At 62.3% G+C, this 19,995-nt stretch carries 24 protein-coding genes; 14 read left to right on the top strand and 10 right to left on the bottom strand.

The features are described 5' to 3' along the window. The first annotated feature begins 14 nt into the window (after positions 1 to 14). The 3 genes from ACWBU6_RS04410 to ACWBU6_RS04420 are packed head-to-tail and all read left to right on the top strand — an operon-like array spanning position 15 to position 3,549. A complete protein-coding gene (locus tag ACWBU6_RS04410) occupies positions 15 to 1,478 on the top strand; it encodes an NYN domain-containing protein (protein WP_452647627.1) in 1,464 nt (487 codons plus the stop codon). A gap of 59 nt (positions 1,479 to 1,537) precedes the next feature. Beyond that, positions 1,538 to 2,389, top strand: a complete 852-nt coding sequence (locus ACWBU6_RS04415; RefSeq protein WP_452647628.1) for an MOSC domain-containing protein — start codon at positions 1,538 to 1,540, stop codon at positions 2,387 to 2,389. Positions 2,390 to 2,409: 20 nt separating this feature from the next. Next, positions 2,410 to 3,549 (top strand): DUF484 family protein, encoded by a 1,140-nt coding sequence (locus tag ACWBU6_RS04420; RefSeq protein ID WP_452647629.1) that lies wholly within the window; start codon positions 2,410 to 2,412, stop codon positions 3,547 to 3,549. Positions 3,550 to 3,614: 65 nt separating this feature from the next. Here ACWBU6_RS04420 and ACWBU6_RS04425 read toward each other — a convergent pair whose 3' ends face one another. Continuing rightward, complete coding sequence (locus ACWBU6_RS04425; protein WP_452647630.1) at positions 3,615 to 5,594, bottom strand: cation:proton antiporter domain-containing protein; 1,980 nt, start codon at positions 5,592 to 5,594, stop codon at positions 3,615 to 3,617. A gap of 82 nt (positions 5,595 to 5,676) precedes the next feature. Here ACWBU6_RS04425 and ACWBU6_RS04430 point away from each other — a divergent pair, with 82 nt between their 5' ends. From ACWBU6_RS04430 to ACWBU6_RS04470, 9 genes are all read left to right on the top strand, one after another. Then, positions 5,677 to 6,675 (top strand): KpsF/GutQ family sugar-phosphate isomerase, encoded by a 999-nt coding sequence (locus tag ACWBU6_RS04430; RefSeq protein WP_452647631.1) that lies wholly within the window; start codon positions 5,677 to 5,679, stop codon positions 6,673 to 6,675. Then, entirely contained in the window at positions 6,675 to 7,211 is a 537-nt protein-coding gene (locus tag ACWBU6_RS04435) for a KdsC family phosphatase (protein WP_452647632.1), read from the top strand. Before ACWBU6_RS04430 ends, ACWBU6_RS04435 begins: the two co-directional genes overlap by 1 nt. Before the next feature lie 11 nt (positions 7,212 to 7,222). Further along, positions 7,223 to 7,822, top strand: a complete 600-nt coding sequence (gene lptC, locus ACWBU6_RS04440) for an LPS export ABC transporter periplasmic protein LptC (RefSeq protein ID WP_452647633.1) — start codon at positions 7,223 to 7,225, stop codon at positions 7,820 to 7,822. Positions 7,823 to 7,835: 13 nt separating this feature from the next. Continuing rightward, complete coding sequence (gene lptA, locus ACWBU6_RS04445; RefSeq protein WP_452647634.1) at positions 7,836 to 8,438, top strand: lipopolysaccharide transport periplasmic protein LptA; 603 nt, start codon at positions 7,836 to 7,838, stop codon at positions 8,436 to 8,438. A gap of 2 nt (positions 8,439 to 8,440) precedes the next feature. Continuing rightward, positions 8,441 to 9,196: an LPS export ABC transporter ATP-binding protein gene (gene lptB / locus ACWBU6_RS04450; RefSeq protein ID WP_452647635.1), complete on the top strand. Its 756-nt coding sequence runs from the start codon at positions 8,441 to 8,443 to the stop codon at positions 9,194 to 9,196. 9 nt (positions 9,197 to 9,205) lie between these two features. Further along, the gene (locus ACWBU6_RS04455) at positions 9,206 to 10,702 is read left to right on the top strand and encodes an RNA polymerase factor sigma-54 (protein WP_452647636.1); all 1,497 of its coding nucleotides are present in this window, start codon (positions 9,206 to 9,208) and stop codon (positions 10,700 to 10,702) included. A 67-nt stretch (positions 10,703 to 10,769) separates the two neighbouring features. Continuing rightward, positions 10,770 to 11,129: a ribosome hibernation-promoting factor, HPF/YfiA family gene (hpf, locus tag ACWBU6_RS04460; protein WP_130315877.1), complete on the top strand. Its 360-nt coding sequence runs from the start codon at positions 10,770 to 10,772 to the stop codon at positions 11,127 to 11,129. 75 nt (positions 11,130 to 11,204) lie between these two features. Continuing rightward, a complete protein-coding gene (locus ACWBU6_RS04465; RefSeq protein ID WP_452647637.1) occupies positions 11,205 to 12,290 on the top strand; it encodes an enoyl-CoA hydratase/isomerase family protein in 1,086 nt (361 codons plus the stop codon). Further along, on the top strand, positions 12,287 to 12,748 hold the full coding sequence (locus tag ACWBU6_RS04470; protein WP_090438714.1) for an Lrp/AsnC family transcriptional regulator: 462 nt from the start codon (positions 12,287 to 12,289) through the stop codon (positions 12,746 to 12,748). The genes ACWBU6_RS04465 and ACWBU6_RS04470 overlap by 4 nt, the downstream gene beginning before the upstream one ends. On the opposite strand, the gene ACWBU6_RS04475 is transcribed toward ACWBU6_RS04470, so the two are convergent. Genes ACWBU6_RS04475 through ACWBU6_RS04495 form a run of 5 tightly spaced genes read right to left on the bottom strand, consistent with a single transcriptional unit; the run spans position 12,745 to position 15,585 of the window. Beyond that, a complete protein-coding gene (locus ACWBU6_RS04475) occupies positions 12,745 to 13,761 on the bottom strand; it encodes a metal-dependent hydrolase (RefSeq protein WP_452647638.1) in 1,017 nt (338 codons plus the stop codon). The two genes, ACWBU6_RS04470 and ACWBU6_RS04475, sit on opposite strands and share 4 nt — an antisense overlap. A gap of 13 nt (positions 13,762 to 13,774) precedes the next feature. Beyond that, entirely contained in the window at positions 13,775 to 14,155 is a 381-nt protein-coding gene (locus ACWBU6_RS04480) for a DUF7674 family protein (RefSeq protein ID WP_452647639.1), read from the bottom strand. Continuing rightward, positions 14,155 to 14,484: a hypothetical protein gene (locus tag ACWBU6_RS04485; RefSeq protein ID WP_452647640.1), complete on the bottom strand. Its 330-nt coding sequence runs from the start codon at positions 14,482 to 14,484 to the stop codon at positions 14,155 to 14,157. The genes ACWBU6_RS04480 and ACWBU6_RS04485 overlap by 1 nt, the downstream gene beginning before the upstream one ends. Positions 14,485 to 14,530: 46 nt before the next feature. After that, complete coding sequence (locus tag ACWBU6_RS04490) at positions 14,531 to 15,259, bottom strand: hypothetical protein (protein WP_452647641.1); 729 nt, start codon at positions 15,257 to 15,259, stop codon at positions 14,531 to 14,533. Then, entirely contained in the window at positions 15,256 to 15,585 is a 330-nt protein-coding gene (locus ACWBU6_RS04495; protein ID WP_452647642.1) for a hypothetical protein, read from the bottom strand. The genes ACWBU6_RS04490 and ACWBU6_RS04495 overlap by 4 nt, the downstream gene beginning before the upstream one ends. Before the next feature lie 112 nt (positions 15,586 to 15,697). Here ACWBU6_RS04495 and ACWBU6_RS04500 point away from each other — a divergent pair, with 112 nt between their 5' ends. Then, positions 15,698 to 16,072 (top strand): VOC family protein, encoded by a 375-nt coding sequence (locus ACWBU6_RS04500; RefSeq protein ID WP_452647643.1) that lies wholly within the window; start codon positions 15,698 to 15,700, stop codon positions 16,070 to 16,072. A gap of 77 nt (positions 16,073 to 16,149) precedes the next feature. Further along, the gene (locus ACWBU6_RS04505; protein ID WP_452647644.1) at positions 16,150 to 16,644 is read left to right on the top strand and encodes an arsinothricin resistance N-acetyltransferase ArsN1 family B; all 495 of its coding nucleotides are present in this window, start codon (positions 16,150 to 16,152) and stop codon (positions 16,642 to 16,644) included. 6 nt (positions 16,645 to 16,650) lie between these two features. On the opposite strand, the gene rapZ is transcribed toward ACWBU6_RS04505, so the two are convergent. The 4 genes from rapZ to queF form a co-directional block, all read right to left on the bottom strand. Continuing rightward, positions 16,651 to 17,514, bottom strand: a complete 864-nt coding sequence (gene rapZ / locus ACWBU6_RS04510) for an RNase adapter RapZ (RefSeq protein WP_452647645.1) — start codon at positions 17,512 to 17,514, stop codon at positions 16,651 to 16,653. A gap of 26 nt (positions 17,515 to 17,540) precedes the next feature. Continuing rightward, positions 17,541 to 18,476, bottom strand: coding sequence for an HPr(Ser) kinase/phosphatase (gene hprK / locus ACWBU6_RS04515; protein ID WP_028101576.1), 936 nt, complete (start codon positions 18,474 to 18,476; stop codon positions 17,541 to 17,543). Positions 18,477 to 18,478: 2 nt separating this feature from the next. Further along, positions 18,479 to 18,961: a PTS sugar transporter subunit IIA gene (locus tag ACWBU6_RS04520; RefSeq protein ID WP_452647646.1), complete on the bottom strand. Its 483-nt coding sequence runs from the start codon at positions 18,959 to 18,961 to the stop codon at positions 18,479 to 18,481. 95 nt (positions 18,962 to 19,056) lie between these two features. Then, complete coding sequence (gene queF, locus ACWBU6_RS04525) at positions 19,057 to 19,890, bottom strand: NADPH-dependent 7-cyano-7-deazaguanine reductase QueF (RefSeq protein WP_452647647.1); 834 nt, start codon at positions 19,888 to 19,890, stop codon at positions 19,057 to 19,059. Between the last annotated feature and the right edge of the window lie 105 nt (positions 19,891 to 19,995).

Below are 19,995 nucleotides of genomic sequence, written 5' to 3' on the forward strand. Positions count from 1 at the left end.
TTCTCATAAAAAACATGGCATCACCCAACGATAACGCCAGCATGGCATTGTTCTGCGACTTCGAAAACGTCGCACTGGGCGTCCGCGACGCCAACTACGAGAAATTCGACATCAAACCCGTGCTGGAGCGTCTGCTGCTGAAAGGCAGCATCGTGGTCAAGAAAGCCTATTGCGACTGGGACCGCTACAAGGGCTTCAAGGGGCCGATGCATGAGGCGAACTTCGAGCTGATCGAAATCCCGCACGTGCGCCTGTCCGGCAAGAATTCGGCCGACATCCGCATGGTGGTCGATGCGCTGGACCTGTGCTACACCAAGTCCCACGTCAACACCTTCGTCATCATTTCCGGCGACTCCGATTTCTCGCCGCTGGTATCCAAGCTGCGCGAGAACGCCAAGCGCGTAATCGGCGTAGGCGTGAAGGATTCCACTTCCGACCTGCTGGTGGCCAATTGCGACGAGTTCATTTTCTACGACGACCTGGTGCGCGAGTCGCGCCGCCAGCGCCAGGCAACGCGCAATGACCGCGAGCAGCAGCCAAAGCGCTCGCCGGAAGAGGAAAAGCGCCGCCGCGAAGAGATGGACAAGCGCCGCAACCAGTGCGTGGAAATCGCCTACACCACCTTCGACGCACTGGCTGCCGAACGTGGCGAAGGCAAGATCTGGGCCTCCGTACTGAAGGAAGCGATCAAGCGCCGCAAGCCGGACTTCAGCGAGTCGTATTACGGTTTCCGCACCTTCGGCAACCTGCTGGAGGAAATGAAGGCGCGCGGCCTGCTTGAATTCGGCCGCGACGAGAAATCGGGTGCGTATGTGTACCGCAGCAACCAGCCGGTTGTGCTGCCCGTTGTCGAGGCGCCGGCGGAACAGGATACTGGCGTTGTAGCCGATGCCGCTGCCGAAGCGCACGAAGGCGCCGAGGAAGCTGCTGCAGCCACCGGCGAAGCAGGCGAGGGCCGCCGCGAACGCGAAGGCCGCGATGGCCGCCGCAATCGTGGCAACCGTGGTGGCCGTGGCCGCCGTGGCGAAGGCGATGCAGCCCCCGCCGGTGCGGTGGAAGTGCCGGCCGATGCCGAAGTCGCCGCCGTGGCGGTGGTGGAGGAGGTTGCGCCAGTGGTGCAGGCGCCAGCCGACGCGCCTGCCGAGGTTGCCGCTGAGGTTGCCGTCGAAAGCGCCGCGGAAGTTGTCGCGGCAGCGCCGGCCAAGCGCACCCGCGCCGCGGCCAAGAAGCCGGCCGCGAAGAAAGCCAGCTCGCGCGGCAGCAAGGTAGCGCAGGCTGCGGCCGATGCGGCGGAAGCGGTGCAGCAGGCGGAAGCGGCGCTGGCTGTCGCTGCCGAAACCGCGGCGGCGGTAGAGGCGCCGGCACCGGAGGCGCCGGCCGATGCCAAGCCGGCTGCGCCCAAGCGTGCCAAGAAGCCAGGCATGCATAAGCCTTCTGCGCGCAGCAAGCTGCCGAAAAAACCGAAAGCGGAAGCTTAACGTTGATTATTCGCCGCGCACCGCGCGGCGATATTTTTTCTGCCATACTCACGGGCACTATGCCCTTCATCTCCGAACTGACCCTTTACCCGATCAAGTCCTGCGCGGGGCTGTCGCTGAAACAGGCGATCCTGACCCGCGCCGGCCTGATGACCGAGCAGATTTACGACCGCGAGTGGATGCTGGTCGACGCCAGCGGCGTAGCGCTGACCCAGCGCGAACATCCGCGCATGGCGCTGATTGTGCCGCGCCTGAAGACCGAAACCATGGAGCTGCGCGCCCCCGGCATGCTGCAACTGGAAATCCCGCTTGGCCTGCCCGATCCGGATGGCGCCCCGACGCTGCAGGTGCAAGTCTGGGACGACACCGTGCTGGCTTACGATTGCGACGAAACCACCGCCACCTGGTTCAGCAAATTTCTCGGCATCGAATGCCGCCTGGCGCGCTTCCACGCCAACGCCAAGCGCCTGACCAGCGGCAAATGGACCAATGGCGAGCGGCACCCGACCCTGTTCTCAGATGGCTACCCCATTCTGGTGATCGGCACCGGCTCGCTGCAGGACCTCAACGACAAGCTGCAGCAACAGGGCCGCCAGCCCCTGCCGATGAACCGCTTCCGTCCCAACCTGGTGGTGGGCGACTTGGATGCCTTCGAAGAGGACTACACCGAGGAATTCCGTATCGGCGAAGCGGCCCTGAAGCCGGTCAAGCCTTGCGCGCGCTGCCCGATGCCCTCGGTCGACCAGGCCACCGGCGAATTCGGCCCCGATCCACTGGACATCCTGCAAAGCTACCGTGCCAAGCCCGAAGTCGACGGCGGCATCTGCTTCGGCATGAATGCAATCGTAGCAACAGGTGATGGCATAAAACTATCGGTGGGCGACCCAATCGAGGTTACACTGTCGTTTTAGTAGTGGATGGCGGCAGGGCGATGGAGATTACGCAGAAAATCACGGGCAAGCAGCCCACCCAGGCGGAACTGGCAGCAGAGAACCAGTCCCTGCGCGCCCGCCTTGCCTATCTGATCGAGCAGGCCGAACGCAATCATTCCATCATGACGCGGCACCAGGCGTTCGACCTGGAAATCGTCGGCGCAGCCAGCTTTCCTGAGCTGATTGGCACGATTTTCCGCTCCCTGCCGGTGATTTCCGACCTGGATGCGGTGACCCTGGCCCTGGTCGACGTGGATGACGATATCCGCACCGTGATGGAAAAGCTGGGCGTCGATTTCGCCGACTTCCCGAACCTGGTGTTCGTGCCCAATGCCGAAACGTTGGCCGTCGACACCGAACCGGGCCAGGCGCCCAGGCCATACCTCGGCATGTTCGACCCGCACAAGCACGGCCGCCAGTTCCCGCAGCCGGGCATGCGCTTGCAAAGCGTGGGCGTGGTGCCGCTGCTGCGCAACAAGCGGCTGATTGGCTCGCTGAACCTGGGCAGCGCCGATCCGACGCGTTTTTCGCCCAGCCTGGGCACCGATTTCGTCGAGCACATGGCATCCATTATTGCCATCTGCCTGGAGAACGTCATCTCCAATGAAATGCTGAAGTACATGGGCCTGACCGACGCGCTGACCGGGGTGTTCAACCGCCGCTATGTGGACCGCCGCCTGCTCGAAGAGATTGCGCGCGCGCGCCGGCAAGCGTATCCGGTGTCGTTCATGTACATCGACATCGACCACTTCAAGCGCGTCAACGACACGGTCGGCCACGGCGGCGGCGACGAAGTGCTGCGCGAAGTGGCCAACCGCATCAAGGCGGAACTGCGCCTGTCGGACGCGCTGGCGCGCTTTGGCGGCGAGGAGTTCGTGGTGCTGCTGATCGATGCCGACCTGGAAAGCGCGACCTATGTCGGCGAGCGTATCCGCGCCGGCATTGCGGCGACCATGATCGAGCTGTCGCACGGTGTGAAGGTGTCGATCACGGCCTCGGTGGGCGTGTCCAGCCTGGCGCAGGTACCAGACGATGCGTCGCCGGAAGAGCAGGCGATGCAGTTGATCGAACAGGCCGACGAGGCGCTTTACCAGGCCAAGGAAAGCGGGCGTAATCGGGTGATCCGCTACGCGGCCTGAAAACCGGCCCGCGACGGCAGCAGGCAAGTGTCAGACCCTAAGGGTCTGACACTGGTTTACCGGTTTCAGGCCAGCAGGTCGTTTTCCGCGCGCGCCACTTCCTCGGCGGTGCCGCGCAATACCACCACATCGCCCGCCTCCAGCGTGGTGCCAGCGTCGGCCTCGAGCCGCACCTTGCCGCGGCGGATGGCGGAGATTTCGGCGCCGGTTTCATCCAGCCCCAGGTCCTTCACGCATTTGCCGATGCACGAGGCCTGCTCGCCCAGCGGCACCGAATGCAGGCGCACCATTTCCGACTCCTCGCCACTGTCGCTGGCGCCGTGGAAGTAGCCGCGCAGCGAAGCATAGCGCTCCTCGCGCGCCCGCTGCACGCGGTGCACCACGCGCCGCAGCGGCACGCCCAGCATCACCAGCGCGTGGGAGGCCAGCATCAGCGAGCCTTCCATCAGCTCCGGCACCACTTCGGCGGCCCCGGCTTCCTTCAGGCGGTCCAGGTCCGAATCGTCATGCGAGCGCACGATCACCGGCAGCTCCGGCGCCAGTTCGTGTACCAGCTGCAGTACCCGCAGCGCAGACGGCGTGGAGGCATAAGTGATCACCACCGCCGAAGCGCGCTTGATGCCCGCTGCCACCAGCGACTCGCGCCGCGCCGCGTCGCCATAGGAGACGTTGGCGCCGCCAGCCTGGGCTTCCTGGACCCGGAGCGGGTCCAGGTCCAGCGCCTGGTATGGAATCTTCTCTTCGGTGAGCAGGGTAGCCAGCGACTGGCCCGAGCGGCCGAACCCGGCCACGATCACATGCTTTTGCGCCGCCATCGTGCGCGCTGCGATATTGGTCAGGTTCAGCGACTGCATCATCCATTCGTTGGCCGAGAACTTCAGCACGATCTTGTCCGACTGCGCGATCAGGAAAGGCGCCAGCAGCATCGACAGCACCATCGAGGCCAGCACCACCTGCACCACGAAAGGGTCGACCAGCTTCATGCCGCCCACCACGTTCAGCAGCACGAAGCCGAATTCACCGGCCTGGGCCAGCGCCAGTCCGGTACGCATGGCAGTCGAGGTGGAGGCGCCGAACAGGCGCGCCAGGCCGGCGATCAGGGCAAACTTGAGCAGCACCGGGCCGGCCAGCAGCAGCAGCACCAGCCACCAGTTCTCCAGCACCACGCGCGCGTTGAGCAGCATGCCGACCGTGATGAAGAACAGGCCCAGCAGCACGTCGCGGAAAGGCTTGATGTCCTCTTCCACCTGGTGCTTGTACTCGGTCTCGGAAATCAGCATGCCGGCCACGAAGGCGCCCAGTGCCATGGACAAGCCGGCCTGCTCGGTAATCCAGGCCGCGCCCAGCGTCACCAGCAGCAGGTTGAGCATGAACAGTTCCTGCGAGCGGCGCAGCACGACGATGGTGAACCACTTGCGCATCACTTTCTGGCCGACAACGAGCAGCAACAGCAGTACCACGGCCGCCTTGAGGCCGGCCAGGCCCAGGGTCTTGGGCAGGTCGGCCGGGTTCTGCGCCAGGGCCGGGATCAGGATCAGCAGCGGCACCACCGCCAGGTCCTGGAACAGCAGGATGCCGATGATCTTGCGCCCGTGCTCGCTTTCCAGCTCCAGCCGTTCCGTCAGCAGTTTGACCACGATGGCGGTGGACGACATGGCCAGCGCGCCGCCCAGCGCGAACGAGGCCTGCCAGCCCAGCTGGATCGAGGGCGGCAGCAGGAAGTGGATGAGCCAGCCGAACAGCATGGTGACGCCAATGGTCAGCCCCACCTGCGCCATGCCCAGCCCGAACACGATCGAGCGCATGGCCATCAGCTTGGGCAGGGAGAATTCCAGGCCGATGGAAAACATCAGGAACACGACCCCGAATTCCCCCAGCAACTCGGTCGCGTGGCTTTGTTCGGCCAGCCCCATGGCATGCGGGCCGAGCAGGATGCCGACGGCCAGGTAACCCAGCATCGGCGGCAGGTGCATCATACGGAAGGCTACTACGCCGAGGACGGCGCTGCCGAGGAGGAGAAGGGTCAGTTCGAGGGGGGAGAACATCCGTTGTTTGTTTTGTCTGGCAAGTTTTTTGCTTATCTAATTCGGCTATACTTCGGGCATGAGTGTAACCCATGAAAAATCAATGCTGAAATCTTTTGATGCCAAGACCGCAACGCGTGCCCTGGAACTGGCGCGCGCGGCCCTGCAAGTCGAAACGGATGCCCTGGCAGCGCTGAATGCGCGCCTGGCCAACGACGAGACGGTGGGCCAGGCCGTGTCCTTGTTGCTTCAATGCAAAGGCCGCGTTGTCGTCTCCGGCATCGGCAAGTCCGGCCATATCGGCAAGAAGATTGCCGCCACCCTGGCCTCCACCGGCACCCCGGCCCTGTTCGTGCACCCGGCCGAAGCGGCGCACGGCGACCTGGGCATGGTGACCCCGGAAGATGTGGTGATTGCCATTTCGTATTCCGGCGAAGCGGCCGAGCTGATGGCCATCCTGCCGGTGGTCAAGCGCATGGGCGGCCACGTGATCGCCATGACCGGCAAGCCGCAATCGAGCCTGGCCAGGCTGGCCGACGTGCACCTGGACGTGTCGGTGGCGAAGGAAGCGTGCCCGATGAACCTGGCGCCGACCGCCTCCACCACCGTCACGCTGGCGCTGGGCGACGCGGTCGCGGTCGCGCTGCTGGAGCTGCGCGGCTTCAAGGAAGAAGATTTCGCCCGCTCCCACCCTGGCGGCGCCCTCGGCCGCCGCCTGCTGACACACGTGCGCGACGTGATGCGCAAGGATGGCGCCATCCCTGCCGTGGGGCCGGAAACGCGCCTGCCGGACGCCCTGCTGGAAATTACCCAGAAGGGCATGGGCATGACGGCCATCGTCGATGCCGCCAACAAGCCGGTCGGCGTGTTCACCGACGGCGACCTGCGCCGCATGATCGAGAATGTGCAGGACTTCAACAAGGTCGTCATCAAGGATGTGATGCACCTGAACCCGCGCACCGTCGGCCCCGACCAGCTGGCGGTGGATGCGGTGGCGGTCATGGAAGAATTCCGCATCAACCAGATGCTGGTGGTGGACCCGGACGGCACGCTGGTCGGCGCGCTGCACATCCACGACCTGACGCGCGCCAAGGTGATCTGATGATGCTGAACCGTGAAGAGCTGGTCGCCCGCGCCGCCAAGGTGCGCCTGTTCATCTTTGACGTGGACGGCGTGCTGACGGACGGCAGCCTGAGCTATGGCCCCGAGGGCGAAATGATCAAGACCTTCAATGTGCACGACGGCCTGGGCATCAAGCTGCTGCAGGAAGCCGGCATCAAGACCGCGATCATCAGCGCGCGGCGCACGCCGATCGTGCTGGCGCGTGCCCGCGACCTGGGCATCGAGTACGTGCACCAGGGCGGCCACGACAAGCTGACCCCGTTCAAGGCCTTGCTGGCCGAGCTCGGGCTGGCCGAAGAGCAGGTCGCCTTTATCGGCGACGACGTGGTGGACTTGCCGCTGCTGAGCCGCGTGGGCTTTGCCGTCAGCGTGCCGAACGGCCGCAAGGAGGCGCATGAGCGCTCCCATTACATCACCGAGGCCGCAGGCGGCCGCGGCGCCGTGCGCGAAGCCTGTGAATTCGTCCTGCACGCAACGGGCAGCTATGAGCGCGTCATGGCCCAGTTCCTGGCGTAAGGGAGCCGGCAATGCGTAACCAGAGGACCGCCCACCGCTTCCGCCTTTCCATCGGCATGATCGTCGTGCTGCTGGCGGCGCTCGGCAGCTTTTACCTGCTCGAACTGCTGAACCGGGCCGATGAACAGATGCAGGCCGACCTGCGCATGAACGAGCCGGACTACATCATCGACAACTTCTCCTTCGTGCGCATGACGCGGGAAGGCAAACCGAGCTATATTATTGCCGGCAACCGGCTGACCCACCGCCCGATCGACGATTCATCCGAGATCGACCAGCCGCGCGTGCGCAGCCTGTCCGCCGACAAGCCGCCGATGGAAATCGTGGCGGACACGGCGCGGGTGGACGACGTCAACAGCCGCGTCACCCTGAGCGGCCATGTCACGATCGACCGCGCCGCGGCGCCGGACTCGCAACTGCTGCACCTGGAATCGGACAAGCTGGTGATCTTCCCGGACGAAGACCGCATGGAAACCGACCGCCCGGTGAAGCTGCGGCTAGGCAATACGACCGCTTCGGCCAACAGCATGCGCGCCAATAACGCGACGCGCGAAATGCACCTTGCCGGCAATGGCACGCTGCAGATTCCGCCCAAGGCCGCGGACCAATAACTGAGGAATGACTATGAAACGACTACTCTTGTCGGCAGCCTTGCTGCTGGGAGTCGCGGCTCCGGCGCTGGCCGAGAAAGCCGACTCCTACAAGCCGACCAACATCAGCTACGGCTCGATGGACATTGACGATGTCAAGCAGATCACCGTGCTGCAGGGAGGCGTCAGGCTGACCCGCGGCACGCTGACCATGACGGCCGAGCGCGCCTTCGTCAAGCTGACGCCGGAAGGCTACCAGCAGGTAACCCTGTTCGGCGACGGCAAGAAAGCCACCTTCCGCCAGAAGCGCGACGGCGCCGGCGATCAGTGGGTGGAAGGCGACGCCGAGCGTATCGAATATGAGGAACAGGTTGAGCTGGTGAAAATGTTCAACAAAGCCACCATCCGCCGCCTGGAAGGCGGCAAGCAGAACGATGAAGTGCAGGGCGAGTTCATCTCCTACGACAGCCGCAAGGAATTCTTCAGCGTGCGCAATACCGCAAGCGGCGAGAGCAAGCCGGGCGGCGGCCGCGGCACCATGGTGATCCAGCCGGCCCGCACCGAACCGCCTGCGGCCCAGCCAACCACGCCTGCGGCCCAGCCAACCACGCCTGCCGCCACCACGGAGAAGAAGTAAGCATGCAAGCAAATACCTGCGCCAGCACGCTGGTCGTGCGCGGCCTCCAGAAAACCTATGGCAAACGCCAGGTGGTGCACGACGTTTCGCTGCAAGTCGACTGCGGCGAAGTGGTCGGCCTGCTGGGCCCTAACGGCGCCGGCAAGACCACTTCCTTCTACATGATCGTCGGCCTGGTGGCCTCCGATGCGGGCACCATCGATATCGGCGGCGCCGACGTATCGAGCCTGCCGATCCACAAGCGCGCCGCGCTGGGCCTGTCCTACCTGCCGCAGGAAGCTTCGGTGTTCCGCAAGCTGACCGTGGAGGAAAATATCCGCGCGGTGCTGGAACTGCAGAGGGTCGACGGCAAGCCGCTGGCCAAGGCCGAGATCAACCAGCGCCTGGAAGCGCTGCTGGCCGACTTGCAAATCGAGAAGCTGCGCGAGAATCCGGCCCTGTCGCTGTCCGGTGGCGAGCGCCGCCGCGTGGAAATTGCACGCGCCCTGGCCACCAATCCGCGTTTCGTGCTGCTGGACGAACCGTTCGCCGGCGTGGACCCGATCGCCGTGATCGAAATCCAACGTATTGTGCGTTTCCTGAAGGAGCGCAATATCGGTGTCCTGATCACCGACCATAATGTGCGTGAGACCCTCGGCATCTGCGACCGCGCCTACATCATCAACCAGGGCGCCGTGCTGGCTTCGGGCCGCCCGGACGACATCATTGCCAACGAATCCGTACGCCGTGTCTACCTCGGCGAACACTTCCGCATGTAAGCGAAGGCCATGAAACAAACACTGCAACTGCGAACCTCGCAACACCTGGCGCTGACGCCGCAGCTGCAACAATCCATCCGCCTGTTGCAGCTGTCCACGCTGGAACTGCACCAGGAGTTGGAACAGCTGCTTGGCGACAATCCCATGCTGGAGCGCCTTGACGATCCGCTCGACCACTCGGTGCGCCTGCTGGCCGATGGCGCCATCAGCCAGGGCAACGGCAATGGCTCGGAAGGCCCCGCCGCGCCCACACCTGATGGCGCGCCAGGCGAGGGCGGCGACGCCCCCGCCGCTGCCGATGGCGAAGGCTATGAAGGCGGCGACAGCGAAAGCGCCGGCAACGGCAGCGACGACACCGACTGGAGCGCCAGCTCCGGCAGCAAATCCGCCGACGACGAAGACAGCCGCCCGCAACTGGAAGCTTCCGGCTGCACGCTGCGCGAACACCTGCTGGAGCAGATGCGCGTCACCGTGCAGGAGCCGCGCGACCGCGCGCTGATGGAGCTGATCATCGATGCGCTGGACGATAACGGCTACCTGGAGGAGCCGCTGGAAGAAATCCACGAGCGCCTGCCGCCCGAGCTGGAGATCGAGCTGGACGACCTGCGTTGCAGCCTGGTGCTGCTGCAAAGTTTCGACCCGCCCGGCGTTGCCGCGCGCAATGCCGCCGAATGCCTGGCGCTGCAGATCAAGCGCATGCCGGGCGTGCCGCTGGTGACGCGCCGCATGGCGCTGACCATCGTCGAAAAGCACCTGACCTGGTTTGCCCAGCGCGAATTCACCAAGCTGAAGAAAGCCCTCGACTGCGACGACGAAGACTTGCGCGAAGCGCAGTGCGTGATCCGCCAGTGCAACCCGCATCCGGGCGCCGAATTTGCGTCAGGCGAGTCAGACTATGTGGTGCCGGACGTGATCGTGAAGAAGGGCCGCGGCGGCTGGCTGGTCACGCTGAATAACGACGTGGTGCCGCGCCTGCGCGTGAACGCGCTGTACGCCAACCTGCTCAAGCAAGGCAAGAGCGAGTCGCAGATGAATGGCCAGCTGCAGGAAGCCAAGTGGCTGATCAAGAATATGCGCCAGCGTTTCGACACGATCCTACGCGTGGCGGAGGCGATAGTAGAACGACAAAAGAACTTTTTCAGTCATGGCGCGGTGGCCATGAGACCCCTTGTGTTGCGTGAAATTGCTGATACACTGGGACTACACGAGAGCACTATTTCTCGCGTAACAACTCAAAAATACATGCTCACCCCACATGGCATGTTTGAGTTGAAATATTTCTTTGGTAGCCACGTCGCGACCGAAGCTGGGGGTGAAGCTTCCTCGACTGCGATACGGGCACTGATCGTGCAATTGACAGGAGCAGAAGACCCGAAAAATCCTTTATCCGACAGTAAGATTGCGGACATGCTGGGAGAACAAGGCATGGTGATTGCGCGACGGACTGTTGCCAAATATCGAGAAGCGTTGAAAATCCCTCCGGTAAGCCTCCGCAAATCTTTGTAGTGCATGGGTTCCTCTGTGCGTTTCGGCGCGCACGAACTCGAGAGCGACATCATCTTTAGGAGTGTGTATGAATCTCACCATCAGTGGACATCATGTCGAAGTGACCCCGGCCATTCGCGAATACGTGCAGAACAAGCTGGAACGAGTCAAGCGCCATTTCGATCAAGTAATCGATATTGCTGTCATCCTGACTGTAGATAACCTCACCGAGAAAGAGAAACGCCAGAAAGCCGAAATCAACCTGCGCATGTCTGGCAAAACCGTGTACGTCGAAAGCCTGTCGCAAGACCTCTACGCCGCCATCGACACCCTGATTGACAAACTGGATCGCCAGGTCATGAAATACAAAGACCGTGTGCAGAACCACAATCATGCGGCCATCAAGCATTTCCCGGATACGTACGAAGCACCACCCACCGCCATGTAAAGGACTGGCCGTGTAGCACACCAAAGGGCGCAATTGGCGCCCTTTTTTGCGGCCAGGGTGCGTTAAAATATTTGCATGAGCGAACACGTCCAAACCCACATCTCCAACGGCACCGGCTTCATCACGCTGGACCGGCCCAAAGCCCTCAATTCACTGTCCCTCGACATGGTGCGCGCGATGACGCAAGCGCTGCTGGCGTGGCGCGACGATGCGTCCGTGGCGGCGGTTGTCGTGCGCAGCAGCAGTGAACGCGCGCTGTGTGCCGGCGGCGATATCCGTTTTTTCCATGACGTCGGCCGCGCCAATACACAAGGCGGCAGCGCCCTGCTGGAAGACTTCTTCACCGAAGAATATGCGCTTAACCATTTGATCCATTTCTACCCCAAGCCTTATGTGGCGCTGATGGATGGCGTGGTGATGGGCGGCGGCATGGGGATCGCACAGGGTGGGCCTGACTGCGGCGTGCGCATCGTCACCGGCCGTACCAAGATGGCGATGCCGGAAGTGAATATCGGCCTGTTCCCTGACGTGGGCGGCAGCCATTTCCTGTCGCATGCGCCGGGGCGGCTCGGCATGTGGCTCGGGCTGACCGGCTTGACGGTCGGCGCGGCCGACGCGCTCTACCTGGACCTGGCAGACTACTTCGTGCCGGAAACGGAACTGGCCGGTCTGGCAGCGCTGTTCGAGTCCACTCCCGGCGAGTCGCTGCGCGATGCGATTGCCGTCTTTGCCGGCCCGCACAATGCGTTCGCCGGCGACAGCGAACTGGAGGCGCAGCGCGCCCTGATCGACAAGCATTTCTCCGCCGGTTCGGTGCCGGCCATCATGGATTCGCTGCGCGGCGACAGCACGCCTTTCGCGCAGAAGTCGCTCAAGGCGATGGAATTACGCTCGCCCTTGATGATGAGCGTGACCCACGAACTGCTGAAGCGCGGCGCCGCGCTGGGCGTGTCGGATTGCCTGCGCATGGAGCGCAACCTGGTGCGCCGCAACTTCGAACACGGCGAAATTTTCGAAGGCGTGCGTGCGCTGGTGATCGACAAGGACAACCAGCCGAAGTGGAATCCCGCGACCCTGGCCGAAGTCACGCCCGCAATGGTGGAGCGGTTCTTCGAACCATGCTGGCCGGCCTGGGCGCATCCACTGCGGCACCTCGCATGAGGGAGTTGGACCGGATCGACCGCAGCATCCTCAATATCCTGCAAGAGGATGCCAGCACGCCCCTGCGCGAGATCGCAGAGCGCGTGCATTCATCGGTCGCGACCTGCCAGCGCCGCATCGAAAGACTGCGTGCCGATGGCGTGCTGGTGAAGGCGGTGGCGCTGGTCGACCGTGCGCTGGCCGGGCGGCCGCTGACAGTGTTCGTCTCGGTCGAACTGGAGAAGCAGAATACCGACATCTTGAAGCAGTTCGAACACCGCATGCGCTCCGAGCCGGAGGTGATGTCGTGCTACGAGGTGGCGGGCGAGTTCGACTTCCACCTGATCGTTACGGTGGAGTCGATGGAGGAATACAGCGCCTTCACGCGCCGCGTCTTCACCTCCCACCACAACGTGATCAACGTGAAGAGCCTGTTCGCGATGAACTGCTCCAAGTTCGAGACTAAGCTGACGCTTTAAGCCTGCTTGCCCCTTACCTTTTCAACGAAGGTTTGCGGGGCGTTTGCGATCACTACCTTTGACGGCAAAGCTTTCCGCAGGAAGGAGATCACAGCCTGCTCCGCCTCAAGGCCCATTAAAGTTGCAAATACTTTTGCCTCCTTTCCAGTGAGCTCGAAGCGGTAGTATCGGTTGCCGTTCGGCCCGTAGACTTTGACTTGTTCGATGCTCGCTATCGGTATTTGTTCCACTGAGCGAAGGAGGCCAGGTTTGGTGAACAGCAGCATGTCATTTTTGGTTGCTGCCACTGGAGCGCCATCCGGGTCCATCGCGCGCAGTTGGAAACATCTGACCAGGGTCATGACCGAGATCACAACAATCGTTTCAAGCAGCCTGCGATCACCAGCGAAATGCCAGGCCACAGCTAGCGCGAGCATGGCGCCGGAAATGCCCAGTTCACGGGCCATGGCGACAGGTCTGAAAACGCCATTTTGCGTAACATGGAACTTGGGAAGCCGCGTACGCACGGCAAATGCGGCGAGCATCACGGCGAGGCATGGAAGCCAGACCCATAGCAACTCAGACCTGACCACCGTCATTCCAGCAGGCCCGAGCAACCGCTCAAGCGTTAATGGCGACACGCGGATCACCTGGGTCGGGAAAAACAGGCGCTGATCAGACAATGGCCATAGCAGTGCGGCACCCAAGCCTCCTGTCGTGCACATATCCAGCAAAGGATGGGAAACGCAGGCAAACGATACAAAGGCCCATGCAATCCAGCGCTTTGCGCGCAACAGGGGCGCAAGCAGTGCCGCCAATGCGCCCAGCGCCAGTGCGAAGGCAATGGAATGCGATGCGCCGCGATGGCCAAACTGGTCCGCATACGCGATTCCAAACTTGAAGGCGATGACATCCATGTCGGGCACGATGGATGCAACCATGCCTGCCAACAGAAGGCGGCGTGAAATACGGTTCGGACCGAGTGCGACGCCGAGCGCCAGCGGAATTGCGGGATGGGTGAAGATGGTTGGCATGGTTCAGGGGATCTTAAAGCGGAGGCTTGCGGTGGAAGTTGACGTACAGGGCCTGGAGTTGCGGCGGCAATTTCTTCCAGTATGCGGCAGCCTTGGCAGGCGGCACTTGCCAGAACAGGTTCTCCACCAACGCAACGTCGATGCACTGCCTGACTTCCTGGCTGGCGGACACGAAAACGTTGGCGGTAAATTCGAAGAATCCGGAACACTCGGCGAGGTCATTTTCCCGCTTCATTTCTTCATTCAGGACATTGGCGACGCATTCGAACCAGCTATAAGCGCTCTCCGGCGAAGGCTGCTCTGCCCAGCAGGAAAGGAAATTGCGGTCGCTGCTCTGGGCCAGGGCAGGGAAACGCTCCCTGGCCGCGAGGTAAAACGACGAATTGGCCTGCATTACTCTTTCGGGCAGTCCACTGGCGGCAACGGGCCGAACACGACTTCGGAATCGGCCGGTCCGGAAGTCTGCAGGATGTAGACCACTTTGGCGGAGGTGTCGACGTACATCATGTGCGCCCGCCCGCCGGGCACCATGCCAGGCGAGTTTAGCGTCATGTGACGGGTTTCGCGCAATTGCTCGGGCAACTTGGGCACCGTTGGCCACTTTTCACGGGTGCCGGATGGCGACACGAAGCTGGCGTAGTGCGCAGCCGTGCAACGCCAGATTGGTTCCGGTTCGATGGGTGCAGCGCCCAGCGCCGCTGCAAGCAGTAAAGAGATCGCCATAGGCAGATAATAGATCAAAAATCCGGTGCCGCAGCAAAATTCATTGTTACCGGCGGCCGAGCTGCGGCCTGATTGGCGGCGCGCCGCTCTCCATGCGGATGCGCAGTTCTCCGTCTTCCTTGACCAGCAGCACGGCATACGACTGGGAGGCAGTCTCGCCGCCGGCCTTGTCGCTGCGAGCGACGCCGCCTGTGATCATTACCGATTGATCGCTCAGCTTCTCGAATGCCAGGTTCTGCCAGCGGAAAGTCGCCGGCGGTTTCCAGCTCGTCGCGAATTCGCTGGACAGCCTCTCATGGCTTAGCTCCTCCTTCCATTCGCCGCCAATCAAGATGGTGCCGCGACGTGAATAGCGATTGGCGAGGGCTTTGCGGTCGCCGGAGGAGACCTCTTCCGCGTAGGTGTCCATGAAATAGTGCGCGAGATCGAGGACATCAACGGCTGATGGATCCTTGCAGGCGATTTTGGGCAACGGCCCGAATATCACCACGGTATCCGCCGTGCCGGCGGATTGCTCGATGTAGGCGCTGCCGGACGCTGGATCAACGTACATGACATGCGTTCGACCGCCGGCGATGGCGCCCGAGGTGTTCAGCAGCTTGGCCTTCCTGCCACGCAAATGGACCGGCAGGGCTTTCAGGACCGGCCATGGGGCGGAAGTCCCGGAAGGAGAAACGAAAGCGGAATAGTGCCGCGCAGTGCAGCTCCACGCCGGATCCGGATCGAAAGGGGTGGAACCGATTGCGGCTGCCGCCAACCATACGGCCAGGCTCATTTTGCCTCCAGTTCTTTCATGCGTTGGGGTATCAGGTCCATCTTGCCGTCACCGTTGAATTCGTTACAGGTGGCCGACACCAGCTGTTCGGCTTCCTGGCCTTTCGCGAAGTACAGCCCCTCGCAGTCGCAGCGCAGGCGGGCCTTGATCTTTTTGGCCTTCCTGAGTTCAGCAATCCAGCACGAGTCGGCACAGCCGCAGGATTGGTAGGTCAAGACTTCGCCGTCACGCTTCCAGTCCAGCTCAAACTTTGTGTGCTGGCCTGCTGCGTGTGCCGGTTGAAGCGTCAGTAAAGCTGCGATGGCGATGATGGACAGTTGATTCATGGCGAAATGCTAACACGGCATGGGAAATTTTCCCGCCGCCTTGCGCGAAATCGAGAAATCGTATCGCACCGACTGCCTAAGATGATGGCTCGTTGTTTGAAAGGAGAGCATCATGATTGACCACGTATCCATTGCCACCCGCGACCTGCCGCGCGCGGTGGAATTCTATAAAGCCTGCCTGGAGCCGCTCGGCTACAGCGTCCAGCACCAGGACGACAAGCAGGCCATCTTCGGTGCCGACGGCCACTGGGCCTTCGCCATCTATCCGGCGCAGGGCGACGCGCCGCTGGTGGGCCAGCGCGGCCACATCGCCATCAAGTCGCCATCGCAGCTGGCGACGCACGCCTTCCACGCCAACGCCATGGCGCAGGGCGCCGCTTCATTGCGCACGCCGGGCTTGCGTCCTGATGTCAACGAGCGCTATTTTGGGACGATGATCACCGATCCGGACCAGCATACGATCGAAGTAGTGCACTGGCTGGATTAATTTGGTGCACGGGGCCGGCTGACGGCTGGCCCGCATCTTGCTGTATTGCCTGGGTCATCCACTTTACCCAAGCGCTCATGACCACCATACGCTCAGCCCACCCGGCCGATGCCGCTGCCATCGCTGCGATCTACAACCACTACGTCGCAACCACCACCATCACGTTCGAAGAGGCCGAAGTCAGCGTCGACGATATGACCAACCGCATTACCAGAGTGATTTCGTCCAAGCTGCCCTGGCTGGTGCTGGAGCAGGACGGCAAAGTCCTCGGTTACGCCTACGCCAGCAAATGGAAGGAGCGGTCGGCCTATCGCTTTTCGGTCGAAAGCTCAATCTACCTGCAGCAGGAAGTGCGCGGCAAAGGCTTCGCGCGCAGGCTGTACCAGCACTTGTTCAACCTGCTGCGCCAGAGCGGCGTGCACCTGGTGATCGGCGGCGTCGCGCTGCCCAATGAAGCCAGCGTCGGCCTGCACGAGAAGATGGGCTTCCAGCCCGTCGGCGCCTTCAAGGAAGTGGGCCGCAAGTTCGGCCGCTGGATCGACGTCAGCTACTGGCAGCTGCGGCTGGAGTGATCGGCTCTACGATTGCTCGCGGTGGCGCAGAACCACCGTCTCGGTCGGCGCGAAGTGGCGCGCCAGGCGCTCGGCCATGTAGACTGAGCGGTGCTGGCCGCCGGTGCAGCCGACGGCCACCGTCAGGTAGGAGCGGTTGTCGCGCTTGAAGTGCGGCAGCCATTTGCTGACGAAGCCTTTGATATCCTGGAACATTTCTTCCGCACTTTCCTGGGCATCGAGGAAGGCGATCACCGGCGCGTCGCGGCCGTTCAATGGGCGCAATGTGAGGTCGTAGTACGGATTGGGAATGGCGCGCACGTCGAACACGAAATCGGCGTCGAGCGGTACGCCGACCTTGAAGGCGAAGGATTCGAAGAAGAGAGTCAGCGGCGCATTCTCGCTGTGCACCAGGTCCTTGACCCAGGCGCGCAGCTTGTTGGCGTTCATCTCCGACGTGTCGATCACGATGCCAAGCTGCTGGATTGCCGACAGGCGTTCACGTTCTTCGGCAATACATTCGATCAGGGTACGGCGCGCCGCAGGGTTCTGGCCCGGCGCCAGTTCGTGTGACAGCGGGTGGCTGCGCCGGGTTTCGGAGAAGCGCGCCACCAGCGAATGCGTGTTCGCGGTGAGGAAGATCACCTTTACTTCGTGGCCGTCTTCTTTCAGCTTACGGTATTCGCCGGGCAGGCTGGCAAGGCTGGAGGCGCTGCGTGCATCGACTGCGACGGCCAATGCATCCGTTCCCTCAATAGCAAGGCGGTTGATCAGGTCCGGCAGCAGGGCAGGCGGCAGGTTGTCGACGCAGTAGTAGCCGATGTCTTCGAGAACATTCAGCGCAACGGATTTGCCGGAGCCGGAGATCCCGGTGAGTAGGACGATTCGCATGCGACCGATAGTACCATTAAGTCGGCTCAGTCACCTGACATGGCCTGGCGTTGGCGCTCCATGAATTCCTGCAGCGTATCGATGCCGCGCAATTGCAGGATGGTGTTGCGTACCGCAGCTTCCAGCAGTACCGCGATGTTGCGGCCGGCTGCGACCGGAATCACAACTTTGCGGATCGGGAGTCCCAGCACGTCTTCGGTCGGGAACTGGAATGGCAGGCGTTCCACTTCTTCTTCCAGCGCGGAGCGGCGCACCAGGTGCACGATCAGCTTCAGGCGCATCTTGCGGCGCACGGCGGTCTCGCCGAAGATCGCCTTGATATCGAGCAGGCCCAGGCCGCGTACTTCCAGCAGGTTTTGCAGCAGCGGCGGGCAGCGTCCTTCGATCATGTTCGGCGCGATGCGGGCGAATTCAACTGCATCGTCGGCCACCAGGCCGTGCGAACGTGAAATCAATTCAAGTCCCAGCTCGGATTTGCCGAGGCCGGAGTCGCCGGTAATCAGCACGCCCACGCCCAGCACGTCCATGAAAACGCCATGCATGATGATGCGTTGCGCCAGCTTCTTCGACAGGTAGACGCGCAGGAAGTCGATGACCTGTGCGGCAGGCAGCGGCGTGGAGAACAGCGGAATATTCTTCTCGTCGCAGATCGCCAGGATGTCCGGCGGCGTCTCCAGGCCCTGCGCGATGATCAGCGCCGGTGGGCCGCCCGCGATCAGTTCACCGATCACGTGGGCGCGCGTCAGCGATTTGAGGCGCTGGTAATAATTGATTTCCTGATGGCCGAACACCTGGATGCGGCCAGGGTGAATGGTATTCAGGTGGCCGACCTGGTCGGCCGCCGAAGCAACGTCGCCGGAGATCAGGCGTTCGCCGCCGGGAAAGCCGGCGAACCAGCCCAGCTGCAGGGTTTCGCGATTGTCGTCGTACAGTCTCTGGATCGTCAGCGGCGTTTGCAGCATGTTCAACCTGCCGCTTGCAGGCTAGGCTGCCAGTTGACGATGCGGCTGTAGACCGACTTCGGGTCCGGGTCTTCCGTCAGGGCCTGGCGGAAGGCGTCGTCGGAGAACATTTCCGCGATCTCGGACAGGATCTCGAGGTGCTGCTGCGTCACGTGGTCTGGAATAAGCAGGAAGAACAGCAGGTTCACAGGCTTGCCATCCGGCGATTCGAATGGAATCGGCTCGGCCAGGCGCACGAAGGCGGCCAACGGCGACTTCAGGCTCTTGGAACCCTTGATGCGCCCGTGCGGTACCGCGACGCCGTGGCCGAGGCCAGTGGAGCCCAGGCGTTCACGCGCGAACAGGTTGTCCGACACGGTGGAGCGAGCGATGCCGCAGTTGTTCTCAAAGATCAGGCCGGCTTGCTCGAAAGCGCGCTTTTTGCTGGAGACTTCCAGGTCGAGCTGGACGTTCTCTAGCGAAAGGATTTTGCTCAGGTTATTCATGACGCGACATTATGTGCAGTAGCGAGCGCATTATAGGCTTGTTTCTCAGCCGTGTAACTCGAAATTCACGCAATGTTTCCACGTGGAAAAAACCCTTACTGGCGGGCGTTGCGCAAGTTGGACGGCCGCTGGGCACTACTAAAGTTGGTGCGCCAAGGGTTGATATCAAGGCCGCCTCGGCGGGTATACCGCGCATACACCGTCAAATGCTGAGGTTTGCACTGGCGCAGGATGTCGGTGAAGATGCGTTCCACGCATTGCTCGTGGAATTCATTATGCTCGCGGAAGCCGATCAGGTATTTGAGCAAGCTCTCCTGGTCGATCTGCGGGCCGTAGTAGCTGATCTGCACGGTGCCCCAGTCCGGCTGGCCGGTGACCAGGCAATTCGACTTCAGCAGGTGCGAAACGAGGGTTTCCTCTACTGGCAGTTCGTCGAAGTTGGCTTTCAGGGTTTCCGGCTGCGGGGAATAGCTGTCGACATCGATGTCGAGGCGGTCCAGCAACTGCCCTTCCAGCTCGCCCATTCCGAGCTTTTCGAAGTCTTCCTGCATGGTCAGGGTGACGTGCACATTCGCGCCGGCGGCGGAGGACAGGTCTTGCTGCAGCAGGATTTTCAGAGCGTCGGGCCCGGCCAGCCTGGTCTGGTTGAAGGAATTGAGGTAAAGCTTGAAAGATTTAGATTCGATCAAGTTTGGCGAGTCGGCCGGGATGGTGAAGCGCGCCACTGCCACTTGCGGCTTGCCGCGCATGTTCAGCCAGGACAGCTCATAGCCGTTCCAGATATCCACGCCGAAGAAGGGCAGGGTGCCTTTCAGGCCCAACTCGTCACGCTTGGCCTGGCGCGGGATGGGGAACAGCAGTTCCGGCGCGTAATCGGTGCGGTAGGCGGAGGTTTTGCCGAGGGGGGAGTGTTCTGGGAGGTTGGACATGGCGGACTTCGTTTTGCGGGACAGTCTGCCAGTTTACCAAAAACCGGTAATTCGGTGTCTGACCCGCAGGGCCAGACACCCTACGGTCTTGAAGCCGCGGGATGA

It is taken from the genome of Pseudoduganella sp. HUAS MS19, from assembly GCF_053615455.1.